The organism is Cellulophaga fucicola (genome assembly GCF_900119145.1).
Lineage (GTDB): Bacteria > Bacteroidota > Bacteroidia > Flavobacteriales > Flavobacteriaceae > Cellulophaga > Cellulophaga fucicola.
The window spans coordinates 364,435-382,853 of the sequence record NZ_FPIY01000001.1 but is presented as its reverse complement, the minus strand read 5'-3'; the positions used below and the strand labels follow the sequence as shown (position 1 = coordinate 382,853).

Annotated in this window: 13 protein-coding genes; 6 read left to right on the top strand and 7 right to left on the bottom strand. The window is 31.9% G+C overall.

Going from position 1 to position 18,419, the window contains the following annotated elements; all coding sequences use genetic code 11:
* Positions 1-233: 233 nt before the first annotated feature.
* Complete coding sequence (gene uvrA, locus BT107_RS01685) at positions 234-3,011, top strand: excinuclease ABC subunit UvrA (RefSeq protein ID WP_072302016.1); 2,778 nt, start codon at positions 234-236, stop codon at positions 3,009-3,011.
* A gap of 119 nt (positions 3,012-3,130) precedes the next feature.
* Positions 3,131-4,393: a hypothetical protein gene (locus tag BT107_RS01680; protein WP_072302015.1), complete on the top strand. Its 1,263-nt coding sequence runs from the start codon at positions 3,131-3,133 to the stop codon at positions 4,391-4,393.
* A gap of 78 nt (positions 4,394-4,471) precedes the next feature.
* Here the strand turns inward: BT107_RS01680 and BT107_RS01675 are convergent, their stop codons facing one another.
* From BT107_RS01675 to BT107_RS01660, 4 genes are all read right to left on the bottom strand, one after another.
* Positions 4,472-5,932 (bottom strand): lipopolysaccharide biosynthesis protein, encoded by a 1,461-nt coding sequence (locus tag BT107_RS01675; protein WP_072302014.1) that lies wholly within the window; start codon positions 5,930-5,932, stop codon positions 4,472-4,474.
* Entirely contained in the window at positions 5,916-7,202 is a 1,287-nt protein-coding gene (locus BT107_RS01670; RefSeq protein WP_072302013.1) for a glycosyltransferase family 4 protein, read from the bottom strand. Before BT107_RS01670 ends, BT107_RS01675 begins: the two co-directional genes overlap by 17 nt.
* On the bottom strand, positions 7,202-9,637 hold the full coding sequence (locus BT107_RS01665; protein ID WP_072302887.1) for a YfhO family protein: 2,436 nt from the start codon (positions 9,635-9,637) through the stop codon (positions 7,202-7,204). Before BT107_RS01665 ends, BT107_RS01670 begins: the two co-directional genes overlap by 1 nt.
* Positions 9,638-9,738: 101 nt before the next feature.
* Positions 9,739-9,993 carry a DUF4834 family protein gene (locus BT107_RS01660; protein WP_072302012.1) on the bottom strand — a complete coding sequence of 85 codons (255 nt, stop codon included), beginning with the start codon at positions 9,991-9,993 and terminating at the stop codon, positions 9,739-9,741.
* Between the two features lie 104 nt (positions 9,994-10,097).
* Between BT107_RS01660 and BT107_RS01655 the strand changes: the two genes are divergently transcribed.
* Positions 10,098-11,123: a transporter gene (locus BT107_RS01655; protein ID WP_072302011.1), complete on the top strand. Its 1,026-nt coding sequence runs from the start codon at positions 10,098-10,100 to the stop codon at positions 11,121-11,123.
* A 76-nt stretch (positions 11,124-11,199) separates the two neighbouring features.
* Complete coding sequence (locus BT107_RS01650; protein ID WP_072302010.1) at positions 11,200-12,318, top strand: GTP cyclohydrolase; 1,119 nt, start codon at positions 11,200-11,202, stop codon at positions 12,316-12,318.
* A 61-nt stretch (positions 12,319-12,379) separates the two neighbouring features.
* On the opposite strand, the gene ettA is transcribed toward BT107_RS01650, so the two are convergent.
* The 3 genes from ettA to BT107_RS01640 all read right to left on the bottom strand — a co-directional run bounded on the left by ettA (position 12,380) and on the right by BT107_RS01640 (position 15,387).
* Complete coding sequence (gene ettA / locus BT107_RS01645) at positions 12,380-14,071, bottom strand: energy-dependent translational throttle protein EttA (RefSeq protein WP_072302886.1); 1,692 nt, start codon at positions 14,069-14,071, stop codon at positions 12,380-12,382.
* Positions 14,072-14,161: 90 nt separating this feature from the next.
* Positions 14,162-14,338, bottom strand: coding sequence for a CAL67264 family membrane protein (locus BT107_RS17465; protein WP_170854685.1), 177 nt, complete (start codon positions 14,336-14,338; stop codon positions 14,162-14,164).
* Between the two features lie 65 nt (positions 14,339-14,403).
* Complete coding sequence (locus BT107_RS01640; protein ID WP_072302009.1) at positions 14,404-15,387, bottom strand: Gfo/Idh/MocA family protein; 984 nt, start codon at positions 15,385-15,387, stop codon at positions 14,404-14,406.
* 92 nt (positions 15,388-15,479) lie between these two features.
* Between BT107_RS01640 and BT107_RS01635 the strand changes: the two genes are divergently transcribed.
* Both BT107_RS01635 and BT107_RS01630 read left to right on the top strand, forming a co-directional pair.
* Positions 15,480-17,108, top strand: a complete 1,629-nt coding sequence (locus BT107_RS01635) for an acyl-CoA carboxylase subunit beta (protein ID WP_072302008.1) — start codon at positions 15,480-15,482, stop codon at positions 17,106-17,108.
* A gap of 22 nt (positions 17,109-17,130) precedes the next feature.
* Entirely contained in the window at positions 17,131-18,405 is a 1,275-nt protein-coding gene (locus tag BT107_RS01630; protein ID WP_072302007.1) for an MFS transporter, read from the top strand.
* The last annotated feature ends 14 nt before the right edge of the window (positions 18,406-18,419 follow it).

Below are 18,419 nucleotides of genomic sequence, written 5' to 3'. Positions count from 1 at the left end.
TTTAATGCGTACCCCTTCCCATTATGGGAATAAGTGCATGTAATAGTGTTTAATAATTTTTAAAAAAGTAATGTTCGCTATATAGGCCTATAAGTTTAATTACACTTCAAATATATGTAAAATAAGAGGTTCCGAAAAAATCTATGTTGTGATTACCCCCATTTTTGATGTAAAAGCGTGTTTTGTGGTTATTAAAAGGTACATATTGTATCTTTACAGTATTAATTACGAACATGAATACACTTTTAGACGTCGACCCAAAACATAATATTATTATTAAAGGTGCTAAACTGCACAACCTCAAAAATATAGATGTAGTAATTCCTAGAAATAAATTAGTTGTTATTACAGGATTATCTGGTTCTGGTAAATCTAGCCTTGCTTTTGATACGCTTTATGCAGAGGGACAACGTAGATATGTAGAAAGTCTATCTTCATATGCACGTCAGTTTTTAGGTAAATTAGATAAACCTAAAGTAGACTATATAAAAGGTATAGCTCCTGCAATTGCAATAGAGCAAAAAGTAAACTCTACAAACCCCCGTTCTACCGTAGGTACTACAACAGAAATTTATGATTATCTAAAGTTGTTGTATGCAAGAATTGGTAAAACCATATCTCCTGTTTCTGGTAAGCAAGTAAAAAAGCATACCGTAACAGATGTAATAAACTTTATTAAAGAATATAATGACAATACAAAGTTGTTATTATTAGCTCCTATAAATGTACCGGAAGACCGCGAGCCGTTAAAAGCTTTAGAAATGTTTTCTAAACAAGGATATGCTAGAATAAAGTATAAAGGAAAAGTAATACGTATAGATGATTCTATTACAGAAATAGATAGAAAGTTTGATTTAGTTGTAGATAGAATTATAACTAAGGATGATGAAGACTTTTACAATAGATTAGCTAATGCAGTAGACACAACCTTTTTTGAAGGACAAGGAGATTGTATTATTGAAGAACTAGAAACAGGTAAACAAACTCCTTTTAGTAATAAATTTGAGCTAGACGGTATTAAGTTTGTAGAGCCTAATGTACACCTATTTAGTTTTAACAACCCTTTTGGTGCCTGCCCTACTTGCGAGGGTTACGGAGAAGTAATTGGTATAGACCAAGATTTGGTTGTTCCCAATACTGCTCTATCTGTTTATGAAGGTGCACTTTTTCCTTGGAAAGGAGAACGTATGGGTAAATATAAAGACGACTTTGTAGCTGCTGCTTATAAATTTGATTTTCCTGTGCACAAACCTTGGTTTGAGTTAACTGACGAGCAGAAGCAATTAGTTTGGGATGGTAATAAACATTTTACTGGCTTACATAAGTTTTTTGCAATGCTAGAAGACAAGAGCTATAAAATACAAAACCGAGTTATGTTATCTCGTTACAGAGGTAAAACAAAATGTACTACTTGTAAAGGCAAACGCTTACGTCCAGAAACAGACTATGTAAAGATTAATGATAAATGTATATCAGAATTAGTAGAGCTACCTATAGAACTCTTAACTAATTTTTTTGAAACTTTTTCTTTAAATAAGTATGATGAGCAAATTGCAAAGCGCCTTTTAGTAGAAATAACTACAAGACTAAGCTTTTTAAATAAAGTAGGCTTAAGTTACTTAACACTTAATAGAAAATCTAACACATTATCTGGTGGCGAAAGTCAGCGTATAAACTTAGCAACATCTTTAGGTAGTAGTTTGGTTGGTTCTATGTATATATTAGATGAACCTAGTATTGGTTTACACCCAAAAGATACAGAGAACTTAATAGATGTATTAAAATCTTTAAGAGATTTAGGAAACACCGTTATTGTTGTAGAACATGACGAGGATATAATGAATGCTGCCGACCAAGTTATAGACATAGGTCCGGAAGCTGGTACACACGGTGGCGAGGTTGTTGCTAATGGTACAATGGCAGATATTTTAAAATCGTCTTCTTTAACAGCTAGTTACCTTAATGGTACTAAACAGATTGAAGTTCCTAAAAAAAGAAGAAACTTTACCGAGTTTATTAGAATAATTGGCGCTAGAGAAAATAACCTTAAAAATATAGATGTAACATTTCCTTTAGGTATACTAACTGTAATAACAGGAGTATCTGGTAGCGGAAAAAGTACATTGGTAAAAAAACTACTCTATCCTATAGTATTAAAAGAAATTGGAGGTTACGGAGAAAAAGCGGGTCAGTTTACTTCTGTAGAGGGTAGTTTTAAGAGCATTAAAAATGTAGAGTTTGTAGATCAAAACCCAATTGGTAGGTCTTCTAGATCTAACCCTGTTACCTATATAAAGGCTTATGATGACATTAGAGCTTTGTTTGCTGCACAAAAATTAAGCAAGCTTAGAGCATACCAAGCTAAACACTTTTCTTTTAACGTAGATGGTGGTCGGTGTGAAAAATGTAAAGGTGAAGGTGAAATTACTGTAGAAATGCAGTTTATGGCAGATGTACATTTAGAGTGTGATGCTTGTAACGGTAAACGATTTAAGAAAGAGGTATTAGAAGTAAAGTTTCAGGATGCCAACATAGATGATATTTTAACAATGACTATTGATGATGCTATTGCTTTTTTTGAAGAGCATCAACAAACAAAAATAATGAACAAGCTTAAACCTTTACAAGATGTTGGTTTGGGTTACGTAACATTAGGTCAGTCTTCTTCTACTCTATCTGGAGGCGAGGCACAGCGAATTAAACTAGCATCGTTCTTAATTAAAGGTAAAACAACTAATAAGTCGTTATTTATTTTTGACGAACCAACAACAGGTTTACATTTTCATGATATTAAAAAGCTACTTAAATCTTTTAATGCATTATTAGCTAAAGGACATTCGGTTATTGTAATAGAGCACAACATAGATTTAATAAAATGTGCCGACTTTATTATAGATTTAGGACCAGAAGGAGGTTCTAAAGGAGGAGAACTTATTGCTGAAGGAACACCTGAACAAATTGCTGAAAACAAAAAATCTTTTACAGCTAAATACCTAAGAGAAAAACTATAGACTCAAAAAAACAACTGAAAATCAACTAGTTAGTTGTGTTTTATATTTTTGGCACGCTGTTTGTATTATAGATAACAGAATGTAAATAGTTACATTCAGAATTTATAAAACCTTATAGTATGAAAAAATCAGTACTCCTTTTTACAGCACTTATCGTTGGTACGTTTAGTACAATGGCTGTAACTATAGAAAACACAGAGAATAAGGTTGCAACAAGCAATACTTTTAGACAAAACAATTCTTTCATCTTTGTAGAAAACGGTGTTACGTTTTCAGTTTTCCCAGATGGTGAATTCGACTTTTATATTGATAATAGAGTAAATGTAAACGCTAGCATAAACTTAGGTAGAAATAGCAACATCACTTTTAATACAGGATATAACTATAATGGTTATGTACAGTATGATGATTATGGTGCTGTAATACAAGTAGAAAACGTTGGTATCTATTATGATTATTATGGTAGAGTAGAACAAATTGGTGACATAAATATTGACTACAGAAATAATAGAGTTAATAGATTAGGTGGTATGTATGTTTATTATAACAACAGGGGTTATTATGATTACCATAGAGGATATATAAACAGGTATAATAGAAACTACACTTTTAACAGTTACCATAACTATTTTCATAGACCTGCAGTAAACTTTTGTTTAGTACAATCTAGACCATACAGAAGATATTATGCTCCTGTTAGATATACATATTATAGTCCTTACAGAAACAACTATAGAAAATCTTATGTAAAAGTTGGTAAGTCTTATAAGCAAAACAGGCGTAGCAATTATAGATCTTCTAATGTATATAGAAATGACACCAGAGTAACACAAAGAAGTAACAGAACTGTTAATCCTGCTACACACAGAACAAACTCTAGGGCTGTTGCACATAACTCAGGTAAAAGTAACAGATCTGTAGATTACAACAGAAGAGCTACTAATAGTAGTGTTTCTCAAAGAAGTAATAATGCTGTTATTAATAGTAATGCTCGTAGAGGTAGTACAACAAGTAGATCTACAACAAGAAAGCCAGTTGCTAATACTAGGACGGTAACAAGATCTACTACGTACAAAACACCATCTAGAAGTAGCAATACAAATAGTAGAGTTGGTAATACAAGAAGTACAAACAGAAGTGTAGCTAAAGCACCAACAAGAACAACTACTCAAAGAACTACAACGGTTAGTAGAAAACCTAAGAGTACAAATAGTAGAGCTACAAGAAGTACCACAACAACTAGAACTGTTACAAAAGCACCTAGTAGAAGTAGTTCTTCTAAAAGCAGAGCCTCTTCAACAAGAAGTAGCTCTAGCAGAAGTAAAGCAAAAACACCATCTAGATCTAGCAGAACTAGTTCTAGTACAAGAAGTAGAAGTTAATAAAGACAGTTTTTTAGGTTGTTAGTTGTTAAAGCCCTTGGAGAATTAATTCTTCAGGGGCTTTACTTTTATTACAGTTTACTTTTTCTTTTTTAAGTAAGATGATACAATGCTGTAGACATCTTCAGAAACTCGTAATTTATACAAAACCAACACATAAACTATACTTATTAAAATGCTTTTTAAGACAATGTTTACTATAGGATGAAAGTTAAAATTGATAAAATAAAACAGTCCACCTAAAACACATAATATAAGTAACACTTTAAAAGTGTCTATACTAAACGGATGCATTTTAAACTTTGCGTATACATACATAATCTTTGCAAAGTTAAAACTTGCTATAGCAATAAAAGTAGCCCAAGCGGCACCTTCTAGATTGTAAGCCGGAATTAAAATATAGTTTAAAAAAACAACTAAAATAGCTAACAACACGCCCATTACAAGAATAGCTCTGTAATAATCCGAATTGAAAAGAATAGAATTACTGTTTCCTAAAATAGAATCCAAAACTTTAGTTAGTCCTATTAAAAAAACAACCAATACTCCTCCTCTATACGCAACAGGCATTAACTTATACAATTCCTGAAGGTTTAACATAATTAGTAAAAATATAATTCCAGAAATAATGAATAAGGTCAAGGAAGACTTCTTATACAGTTTGCGCAGCTCTGGCTTATCTTTATTGTTTAATAATTTTGCCGTTAACGGGTGCGTTATTTGGTGCATTGCCCTTGACGGAACTGTTATAACTGTAGCAATAAAAACTGAAACTCCGTAAAAGGCAACATTTTCTATTTCTACATATTGGTTTAGCATAAATTTATCTATCTCTAACAATATTACCGCTGCAGAACCTCCCAAAATAATTAACGCACTATACTTTACAATAGACACATAATTATTGGGTAACTTAAAACTGAAACTTGGCATTTCTAACGTAAAAGCATAGATCTTCATTATTACCATTCGTAAGACATAAACACCTACTAATGCTTTTAAAAAAAAGTCTACTGTTATTATATTGTAGTAAACTAATACTAATAAAATAGCAATACACAATCTACCAAAAACCTCTTTCATAAAGTTTCCAAAAACAGATTTCATATGCACTTTTACCCAAGAGTAAAAAATCTCAAAATAAGACATTGCTAAACCTATAAAAAATATGTACCATACATAATCTTTTACTTCTTCATTCTTTTCTGCTATAAAGTTTCCTATAAGGTCATTCGCAAAATAACTAAAAATGCCTAAGGGTATAATTAAGATTAAAGGCAAATACAACATTAGGCTTAAAAACGAATTAACATCTTTACTATCCTTATAACTGCTATAAAATTTAACTAATGTATTCTGTGCTCCAAAGGTTAAAACTGGCATTAACAAGGCAGCTGTTGCCAGTATAACAGTAACTAAACCGTAGTATTCTTTAGTTAAAAAATTGGTGTATAGAAAAAGTGTATTTATGGCACCAATGCCAAAACCAAAAAAGGTTACAATGGTATTGTTAAAAGTTTGTTTAAATACGATACCCATATAAATGCTTCGCTAATTTAGCTGTACGTTCTTTTCTACTATATGTATTAATAGTAGTAGAGTTGACTCTTAATTCTTGTTTCTTATAATCTTTAAACCAATCTAAAAGTAAACTTTTTAAACTAGATTTTTCATCATAATTAAAAGCAACTCCTGTATTTGTTTCTTTTATTATGGTACTTACCTCCCAACCTTTAGGTCCTATTCCTAAAATTGGTCTTTGTGCACGCATATACTCAAACAACTTACCTGCAATAATACCAACAGTATCTGGTGAGTTTATTTCTGACAACAATAATAACTGCGATTTTTCTTGATACGCTAAAGCTTCTGTGTGAGATACGTAACCTATTAAGTTAACATAAGTCTTCAACTTATATTTATAAATAGTTTCTAAAACATCTTCACTTACAACACCAACAAACTGAAGCGACAAATTATTTTTAAAATCCTCGTTTTCATCACACAATTCTGATAATGTCTCCCATAAATTTTCTGGGTTTCTACCAGTTAACAAAGAACCAATATGAGATATCGTAAACTTATTATCTAAAACAACCTTTTCTGCAACAGCTCCATCAAACCCATTTGTAATTACCTCTATTGGTTTAGTTGTAATCCCTAAAAACTCTTTCTTAGTTGTTTCACTAGTAACCACAATACTATCTGCAGTATTTAAAACCAAATGTTCTAAATATTTATGTTTTTTAGCTGATGCTTTACTTAAGCGTAATTTTTTATGATATCCAATAGATGTCCAAGGATCTCTAAAATCTGCCACCCAATTTATCCCAAGGTTTTGCTTAAGTTTAAGTCCTATTAAATGTACACTATGGGGCGGACCAGTTGTAATAACCGTCTTTATTTGTTCTTTTTCTAATACAGAAGACAAGTAAGAAACAGATGGCTTAATCCAGTTTTTACGTGCATCTGGAATAAAAAAATTACCACGTACCCAAAGTAAAAATTTCTCTACTGTAGATTGATTTTTATGTTGTATTAGTCCTGAACTTATCTGCTTTGTTTTATTTTTTGATAAAAAACTAGCCCAACCATAAGGCTCTTTAATCTTATGCTTGTATATTTTTATGTCTTCGGGAATTTGGTTCACAAATGAAGCATCTGTAATGGGGTAATTAGGATTCTCTGGTACATAAACCACAGGCTCAATATTAAAATCTCTTAAGTACTTTACAAACTTAAGCCACCTTTGTACACCTGGACCACCAGCTGGCGGCCAATAATAGGTAATTATAAGTACCTTTTGCATTATGCTTCTTCTTTTTTGTCCGTTTTTCTAAAAGACAAAAATAAGCCACCAAGAACAATTAAAGCCAGTAGCAAATTACTAGCAAGAGCAATTTTACTTCCATTTTTAACAATTTCTGGTTCAAATTTAAATTCTATTTTATGCTTACCAGCAGGAATTTCTAATGCTCGCAATGTATAGTTAACTTTAAAATAAGGTACATTTTTACCATTTATATAAGCATTCCATCCATTCTTATAATACATCTCAGAAAAAACTGCTAATGCATCATTCTTACTAATAGCTGTATATGTTAAGTGGTTTGGCTCGTAATTATCTAGATTTATTACTGCCGTAGAATCTTTGGCAAAATTAAACTTAGATAAGCTTGGAAACTCCGTAGTATTTACAACAGCTTCAGTATTCACGTTTAAACTATCTAAAGCCGTAATTTCTTCATTAGCAGAAGACACCTTTTTTAGGCTTTGTACAAACCAAGCATTACCATTTGCGTTAGGGTTTACAGCTGGGTAACTACGCCCTTCTTCGTCTTGCTGTATTACATACTTTACGTTAAGCATACTTAGCACTCTAACGTTATTTTTGTAAATATGAAAATCGAATAAATCTTGCATTGCTGCAGGCTTAGCTCCGTGGTAACCACCAATAGAATTATGATAGTAAGATGTGCTTGCACCATTTAAGCCCTCTTGCGGATTGTAAACTCTATATACAGATTTATCTTGCTTAATCTGCTCATCTGCTTTTGTTTTAGGAAAAGGTTGTTCCATTTGTCTAGCACTAACAAAATCGTCTTTAGTTACATACCTCTTATCTACAGAAACTAAATCTGCAATAATTACAACACCTATTGCTAGGGCAAACATACTTTTAGTTAGTTTGTTGTGTATAAATAAATACAAGACTAACATAGCTAAAACAACATACATTATAGACCTTAGTATATCACTAGAATACACTTCTTGTCTGTCTAATTTTATCATTGTTAAAACTTCGTCTCCAAAATACTTTCTATAAGTATCATCACTAAGCGCATCAAAAGAAAACATTCCTTTAGCAAATAATAACAACAGTAAAGTTCCTAATACCATACCTGCACTAATTAATAAATGTAGCTTGTATTTGGCTCTATTTTCTTTTTCTTTAAATAAAGTCATTAAAGCTAAAATACCTAACAAGGGTATACAAAGTTCTAGTACTACTTGTATAGATGATACTGCTCTAAATTTATCATACAACGGAAAGTTATCTATCATAAAATTGGTAAGCAAGCTAAAGTTTTTACCCCAAGAAAGAACCAAAGACATAATAACACCTGCCAAAAGCCACCATTTTACTTTTCCTCTTACAATTAAAAGTCCAAGTATAAATAAGAAAAACAGAACTACACCAACATAAGCAGCACCAGAAACTCCAGGTTGGTCTCCCCAATACAATGGCAAACTTTCTGTAAAATCTAATGCTTTAGTTCTAGATAAGCCTTTATTAGTTAAAAAATTGTACGTCTTAGAATCTGTTCCTAAATTTTCTGCATTAGAACCACCAAATAACCTTGGAACTATAATATTAAAAGACTCCACAATACCATAACTGTATTGGGTAATATATTCTTTATCTAAACCACCTGTACTTACTCTAGGTGTACCATCTGGATTAATTGTTAAACTAGATTTACCTCTAGTACTCCAGTCAGAATATTCTTTGGTTGCCATTAAATTTGTAGCATTGGTAGCAATACCCAAAACAACAGCTATAACTAACAAACCAACAGAAACAAAGTAGTGTTTTAATTGTTTTTGTACAACCGCATATATCAAATAAATTACACCTAAAATAAGTATTAAAAGCATAAAATAATAGGTCATTTGGTAGTGATTTGCATTTACTTCTAAAGCCATTGCAAATGCCGTAAGAATAAAACCTAGTATATATTTTTTTCTAAACATTAACACTATACCCCCTAAGAGCATAGGTATATAGCCTAATGCATGCGCTTTTGCATTATGGCCAACACCTAAAATAATAATTAAGTATGTACTAAAACCAAAAGCCAATGCGCCAACTACAGCCAATCTATAGTCTACTTTTAAACAACATAATAGTATATAAAAACCTAAAAAATAAAGAAATAAATAATCTGCTGGTCTAGGTAAAAAACGTATTAACTTATCTAATTTTTTAATATAATTATTTGGATAATTAGCTCCTAATTGATACGTTGGCATACCACCAAAAGCACTATTTGTCCAGTATGGTTCTGTATCTGTTTTATCTCTAAAATTATTTTGCTCTTTTGCCATTCCAGTGTACTGGGCAATATCTGACTGAAATATTTTTTTACCTTGAAGAACAGGAGTAAAATAAGCCAAAGAAGCAACTACAAATAAGACAAGAACAAAAAAGTTTGTTAAGATTGATTTAAAGCTGATTTTCATTTCGTTTTTAGTGTTGTTAAAATTATCACACATAACACTAGTAAACAACAATTAAGCAATTGTTAGACTACTAATATAATTTTGGTTGGTTGTATCTAGTACTACTCTACTTCTTCAAAATCTATATATTCCCCAACTTTTTTAGATGGGTTAGACTTAAATTTATCTTTTTTAGTTGTAGTACTATTTGTTGTATTCTGATTAGAGTCTTGAGCAAATTGCTCAAATTTTTTCTTCAAATGTTCTTCCGTTTTTTTAGCTGCATAATTCATCATTTTAGGCGCAAACAGGCGCACCAAAAACTTTAACAGGTAATAAACCGCAATAATTACTAGAATGGCTATTAAAAAATTCATAATTGTTGTAAAAATTTATATCAAAAATACAATTCTGTCGTTGTATATAAAGAGTAATTCTCTTAAAATAATAATAAAAGTGACTTTTAGGCAACCTTACTGATATGAAAAACTTAAAAAAAATATTCTCTTTATTTCTATTTACACTTCCTTTTTTAGGAATATCACAATATACAGACGTTATAAACTCTAACAGACCAGGACAATCTGTAAGTGCATACGCAATTGGCACAGGTGTTATACAATCAGAATTTGGAGTTTCTTATGAAAAACAAAGCCACAACACACTACAAACAGATTCTAAGTTTTTAGGTGTAGATTTAGCCCTTAGATATGGTTTACTTTTTGAAGAATTAGAACTTATTTACGAAGCTACATACACCAACGAAAACAGAACATATTCAGCTATTGGTTTTCCAGATCAAAAATTTACAGATTTTAGAAGAAATAGAATTGGACTTAAATATTTAATTTTTGATCCTTATAAAAGTGAAGAAGCTAACAAGCCAGATTTATACAGCTGGAAAGCGAACAACACATTTCAACTTAAAAATTTAATTCCTGCCATTTCTGTATATGCAGGAGCAAACTTTGTTTTAGGAGACAATCCGTTTTACCCAAATGAAGCAACAATATCTCCAAGAGGTATGATTGCTACACAAAGTAGATTATCTTCTAAATTTGTACTTATTACAAATGTAGCTTATGACAGAATAGGTACAGATTTTCCAGAATGGAATTATGTAGTTTCTTTATCTCACGCACTAAGGAATCCTAAATGGAGTGTTTTTGTAGAAAATCAAGGTATTAAAAGCGATAGATATTCTGATGTAGTTTTCAGAGGAGGTACTGCTTATTTAATTGCAGAAAATATGCAAGTAGATTTTAATTTAGGTGCCAACATAAAAGATACACCAACAAGAATGTTTGCTACAGCGGGTTTTTCATACAGAATAGACAACCATAAAGACAAACAAATTGCTATAGAAGACCAAAATGCAACTACTAAAGACGGAAAAATCAGAAAAAAAGATTTAAAGAAATCTCAAAAAGAAGCAAAAAGAGCAGCAAAAGCAAAAAAGGGTAAAAAGAAGAAAAAATCTAAGGACGACGAGCCAATTGATTTTTAAAATAAAATAGTAAACCACAAGCTTTCTCTTATTAATTAATATCCCTAATATTGATGTAGCAAAAAGATATTAGAATATGATTACTATTGTTGAAGCTAAAACGACTTCTGAATTAAAGAAATTTGTAAAATTTCCGTTTACCATATATAAAGATTCTCCATATTGGGTACCACCCATTATTAGTGACGAATTAGATTCTTTTAACAAAGATAAAAATCCTGTTTTTAAAGATGCAGACGCTTGGTTTTTTCTAGCTTACGATGGAGACAAACTTGTAGGTAGAGTTGCTGCCATGATTAATTGGATTGAAATTAAGCAGCAAAAAGTAAAAAAGATGCGCTTTGGTTGGTTTGATTTTGTTGATGACACAAACGTATCTGAAGCACTTTTACAAAAGGTTGAAGAATTAGGTAAGTTAAACGATTTAGAATATATGGAAGGTCCTGTGGGCTTTTCTAATCTAGATAAAGTTGGTGTTGTAACAGAAGGCTACGACCATATAGGTAATATGATCACTTGGTACAACCACCCTTATTATGTACACCACTATGAGCGTTTAGACTTTAAAAAGGAAAAAGAATACTTAGAAAACAAATTTCCGTTTTCTAATGTTAAACCTGAATTTTTTAAAAGAATACAAGCGCTAATAAAAAAGCGATACAACTTAAAAGAAATGAACTTTACAAAAACTAAAGAGGTAATGCCTTTAGCAGATGAAATGTTCGATCTTTTTAACGAGTCTTACGCTTCATTAGCTTCATTTGTTCCTATAAACGACATACAGAAAGAACACTTTAAAAAGAAATACATCAGTTTTATAAATCCAGAATACATAAAATTTGTTTTAGATAAGAATGATAAAATCATTGCATTTTCTATAGTGATGCCTTCTTTTTCAAAAGCATTACAAAAATCAAAAGGAAAATTATTTCCGTTTGGTGCGTACCACTTATTACAAGCTAAAAAGCACAGTAAGGATGTTATATTTTATTTAATAGGTGTACATCCAGACTACCAAAACAAAGGTGTAACTGCCATTCTTTTTAATGAATGCTACAAAACCTTTAAAGCTAAAAATATAGAAAATTGTATTAGAACTCCAGAATTAGAAGAAAATACAGCCATTAGGCAAATCTGGAAAAATTTTGATCCTGAAATTTTTAGAAGACGTAGAACGTATCGTAAAAACTTATAAAACCAAAAAAGCTCCTTAGATAATTCTAAGGAGCTTTTTTATTATTGTAGTAATTAGAAAATTATCTAATTAACTTTTTATATTTAATACGTTTTGGCATTAAATCTCCACCTAAACGTTTCTTCTTATTCTCTTCATAATCAGAGAAAGACCCTTCAAAGAAATAGACTTGAGAATCACCTTCAAAAGCCAATATATGTGTACATATACGATCTAAAAACCATCTATCGTGAGAGATAACAACAGCACAACCTGCAAAGTTATCTAAACCTTCTTCTAAGGCACGTAAAGTATTTACATCCAAGTCGTTTGTTGGCTCATCTAAAAGTAAAACGTTACCCTCTTCTTTTAACGTCATTGCTAAGTGTAAACGGTTACGCTCACCACCAGACAACATACTTACTTTTTTGTTTTGCTCACTACCAGAGAAGTTAAATCTACTTAAATAAGCTCTAGAGTTTACTTGCTTACCACCCATCATTACCAACTCTTGCTCATCACTAAAGTTTTGCCAGATTGTTTTTTCTGGGTCTATATTAGAGTGACTTTGGTCTACATAAGCAATTTTAGCAGTCTCACCAACACTAAACTCTCCCTTATCCGGAGTTTCCTCTCCCATTATCATTCTAAATATTGTTGTTTTACCAGCACCATTAGGACCAATAATACCAACAATACCTGCTTGTGGCAAGCTAAAGTTTAAATCTTCATAAAGTAATTTATCATCAAAAGCTTTACTAACACCTTTTGCTTCTATTACATTAGTTCCTAAACGCGGACCGTTAGGTATGTAAATCTCCAACTTATCGTCAAGCTGTTTTTGATCTTGACTCATTAATTTGTCGTAATTCTTTAAACGTGCCTTTTGTTTGCTTTGACGCCCTTTTGGACCTTGACGCACCCATTCTAACTCTCGTTCTAATGTTTTTTGACGTTTAGAGGCTACTTTGCTTTCATCTGCCATACGCTTAGATTTCTGATCTAACCAACTAGAGTAGTTTCCTTTCCAAGGAATACCTTCACCTCTATCTAATTCTAAAATCCAACCAGCTACGTTATCTAAAAAGTATCTATCGTGCGTTACAGCAATAACAGTACCTTTATATTGTGCTAAATGATGCTCTAACCAGTGTACAGATTCTGCATCCAAGTGGTTAGTAGGCTCATCTAAAAGCAAAATTTCTGGTTCTTGTAATAACAGTCTACATAAAGCAACTCTTCTGCGCTCACCACCAGATAATACACTAATCTTTTTATCGCCATCTGGAGTACGTAAAGCATCCATAGCAATTTCTAATTTAGTATCTAATTCCCAAGCGTTACTAGCATCTATCTGATCTTGTAAAACAGCTTGTCTAGCCATTAACTTGTCCATTTTATCTGCATCAGAATACACTTCTTCTAAGCCAAACATATCGTTTATCTTATTGTACTCATCTAAAATAGCTACAGTTTCTGCAACACCTTCCTTTACTATTTCTATTACAGTTTTATCTTCGTCTAATTTAGGCTCTTGCTCTAAATAGCCAACATTATACCCAGGAGAAAAAACAACATCTCCTTGATAGTTTTTATCTAAACCTGCTATAATTTTTAATAAGGTAGATTTACCAGAGCCGTTAAGACCTAGAATACCAATTTTGGCACCATAAAAGAAACTTAAATATATATTTTTTAATACTGGAGTATTGGCCGTTTTAAAGGTTTTTGTTACACCAGACATTGAAAAAATGACTTTCTTATCGTCAGACATATTTTTTATGTTATTAGTTATTAAATAATTCAATTAAAAAAAGGCAAAACAGTGTATGGTTAATACTGTTTTGCCTTAATATTTTATGTTTTACACTCTACCTTTAAGTGCATTAAAAACCCATGCAATAGCAAAAAAGCCAAAACCTACGGCTGCAAATCCCCATCCGGCAACATCATCATATCTAAAAGCACCTAGTGCAATTAGCGCCAAACCTACAAATATCATAATAAATGTAGCCCACGCTAAAACTGTATTTTTATTCATCTTCAAATTTTGTTGGTTTAGTAATTGTCAAATATCGTAATTTTATGGGGAAAATACCTAATAAATTAGGCTTCAAAAGGAAAAACTATGTTTGTTTTTTCTCTAATTTGATCTAATAAATGTATTAAATCCAAACTATTTTGATGCGACCATAGTTCACTTTCTATTTTTCCGTTTCTAATACATGTATTTACTTCTTTAATTTCGTGCGTATACCCTATACCTAATTTAGGAGTTTTAAAGTATTCTTTTTCTCTATTTTTTTCAATATAATAACCCTCTGCTTCGTGCCATCTGGTTTCTAATTTTAGAAGTCCTTTAGCTCCAGAAATTTCTGAACTAGTTTCTGTGTTAGCAGTTAATGCACTATACAAATGCGCCTGTGCGTTATCATACTTAAAAATAATAGAAATCTGTTTTTCTATACCTGTACTATAAAAGTTTGCTGTTGCTAGTATTTCTTTAGGTTTTCCTAAAAGTAGATATGCTAAAAACACAGGGTAAATACCTATATCTAATAAAGAACCTCCTGCTAAATTAGCATTTAACAGTCTGCTATCTTCTGCTCTATCTAAGCCGTAAAAGGCAAAGTCAGACTTTAAATAGCTTATTTCTCCTAATTCTTTAGTATCTACAATTTCTTTTACTTTTTGTATAGATGGCAGAAACCTACTCCATAAAGCTTCCATTAAAAAAACATTGTTTTTTATAGATGCTGTTATCATTTTTTCTACTTGTGTTGTATTAACACCCATTGGTTTTTCGCATAAAACATGCTTACCACTGTTCATAGCTAAAATAGCTAATTCTGCATGTATTGTATGTGGCGTAGCAATATAAACTACATCTACATCTTTACAATTACATAAATCTACCGCGCTAGAGTATCTGTTTTTTACACTATGTTTTTCTGCAAAATATGTGCCTTTTTCTACGTTTCTAGAAGATACAGAAACCAGTTCCGCATCTTTAACCAAAGCTAAATCTTTAGCAAATTTTTCAGCTATATTACCTAACCCTATAATTCCCCAGCGTATTTTATCTCGCATTAAAATAACTTTATTTATATATTTTATCAAAGTTAATCAATATCATATATATTATTCCACTTATCTTTATGGTCTAAAGCAATTTTTAAAGAATGGATATAAATTTCAATAAGAACGAAGATCACAACAAGCTCCTTTTATCAGATTTAAAACATAAACTGACTAAAGTAAAGTTGGGTGGTGGCAAAAGTAAAATTGAAAAACAACACGCAAAAGGTAAAATGACTGCCAGAGAGCGTATAGACTACTTATTAGATTCTAAAGCAGATGCTATAGAAATAGCTGCTTTTGCAGGTGAAGGTATGTATAAAGAACACGGTGGCTGCCCTTCTGGTGGCGTTGTAGTTAAAATGGGATATATACAAGGCAAGCAATGTATTGTTGTTGCTAATGATGCTACGGTTAAAGCTGGTGCTTGGTTCCCAATTACCGGAAAGAAAAACTTAAGAGCGCAAGAAATTGCAATAGAAAATAAATTGCCAATTATATATTTGGTAGATAGTGCTGGTGTTTATTTACCAATGCAAGACGAAATTTTTCCGGACAAGGAACACTTTGGACGCATTTTTAGAAATAATGCCAGAATGAGTAGTATAGGAATTGTTCAAATTTCTGCTATTATGGGAAGCTGTGTTGCTGGTGGTGCTTACCTACCAATTATGAGTGATGAAGCCATAATTGTAGATAAAACAGCTAGTATATTTTTAGCTGGTAGTTATTTAGTTAAAGCTGCTATTGGAGAAAATATTGACAACGAAACTTTAGGTGGAGCAACTACACACTGTGAGATTTCTGGAGTTACAGATTATAAAGCTAAAGACGATGCTGATGCTTTAGATAAAATAAAAAATCTAGTAAGTAAAATTGGCGATTACGATAAAGCTGGCTTTAATAGAATTGAAGCTAAAAAGCCTAAAGAAGATCCTAAAGATATTTATGGTATTCTACCAAAATCTAGAAGTGACCAGTATGATATGCTTGAGATTATTAAGCGTCTAGTTGATGATTCTGATTTTGAAGAATACAAAGAAGGTTATGGAAAAACTATAATTACAGGCTATGGTCGTATAAATGGCTGGGCTGTTGGTATAGTTGCCAACCAACGTAAATTGGTAAAAACACAAAAAGGAGAAATGCAATTTGGTGGCGTTATTTATAATGACAGCGCAGATAAATCTACTCGTTTTATTGCCAACTGTAACCAAAAGAAAATTCCGCTTGTATTCTTACAAGATGTTACTGGTTTTATGGTAGGCAGTAAAAGTGAGCATAGCGGTATAATTAAAGATGGTGCTAAAATGGTAAACGCAGTTAGCAACTCTGTTGTTCCTAAATTTACCATTGTCATTGGTAATAGTTATGGTGCTGGTAATTATGCTATGTGTGGTAAAGCATACGATCCTAGATTAATTGCTGCTTGGCCAAGTGCAGAACTTGCTGTAATGAGTGGTAATTCTGCCGCTAAAGTTTTAATGCAGATTGAAAAAGCTTCTTTACTTAAAAAGGGAGAAGAAATAGACGAGAAAAAAGAAAAAGAATTGTTTGATAAAGTGAAAGCTAGATATGACGAGCAAATATCTCCTTATTATGCTGCTTCTCGCATATGGACAGATGGTGTAATAGACCCATTAGATACTAGAAAATGGATCTCTATGGGTATTGAAGCTGCAGACCACGCTCCTATTGAAAAGCCTTTTAACTTAGGAGTAATACAGGTTTAATTTTATAATCAAAAATCTATTTATCGACACTAAAAGAAAACATAACTGGCTCTATTTGTTTCTCCTTATTTTATCTGGAGAAGCAGTGTTTATATTACCTTTTGTTTTAGCAAGAGTTTTTAGACCTACCGTATTAGAGGTTTTTAATTTAACCAATTTAGAGCTAGGTACTTGTTTTTCTGTTTATGGTTTTGTTGCTATGGCATCTTATTTATTAGGCGGACCAATAGCTGATAGATTTCCTCCTAGAAAATTAATTGCGATGGCATTATTTGCTACTGCTCTAGGCGGATTAGTACTTGCTGCTAATCCAAGTTATTTTGTACTTAAAGTATTGTACGGTTATTGGGGTTTTACAACCATTTTCTTGTTTTGGGCTCCAATGATAAAAGCTACTCGTGTTTGGGGCGGAAATACCTCGCAAGGTAAAGCGTTTGGCTTTTTAGATGGTGGTCGCGGACTAGTTGGTGCTAGCTTTGGTGCTTTAGGCGTTTTTATATTTTCTTTATTTATAATTGGAGCTGTAGAAACAGCAAGCCTAGCAAATAGAACAGAAGCTTTTAATTATATTGTTTGGGTAACATCTGGCATTATAGTTGTAATTGGCATTATTGTCTGGTTCTTTTTAAAGTCTAATAGTATAAAAGAAGAAGAAATACAGATACAGTCTATATCTACACACCAAATAAAAACGGTTTTAAAAATACCCTCAATTTGGTTGTTAATGGTAATTATTTTGTGTGCTTATGTTGGCTATAAAATAACAGATGTTTTCTCTCTTTACGCAAAAGAAGTAATGTTATACAATGAGGTGAAATCTGCCGAAATTGGTACACTTTTACTCTTTATTAGACCTATTATTGGCATTTTAATAGGTTTTATTGCAGATAGAAGCAAAACTACACTTTGGCTTATTATAAGTTTTATACTTAGTATTTTAGGATCTTTACTATTTGCCTCTGGAATTATAACACCTACAAGTACAACGCTGTTTTTAGTCTCTATTTTAATTACAGTTACCGGTGTTTATGCGGTACGTTCTTTATATTTTGCAACTATGCAAGAAGGCCACATACCTCTAGTTTTAACAGGAACTGCAGTAGGGCTTATTTCTATTATTGGCTATACGCCAGATATTTTTGCAGGTCCTTTAATGGGTGTTTTACTAGATAATTCTCCTGGTGAATTAGGACACCAACACGTTTTTATTATGCTTGCAAGTTTCTCTTTAATTGGTTTATTAGCCTCTGTATTATTTTACAGATTGCAACATAAAAAAAGTGCTAACCATAATTAGCTAGCACTTTAAAA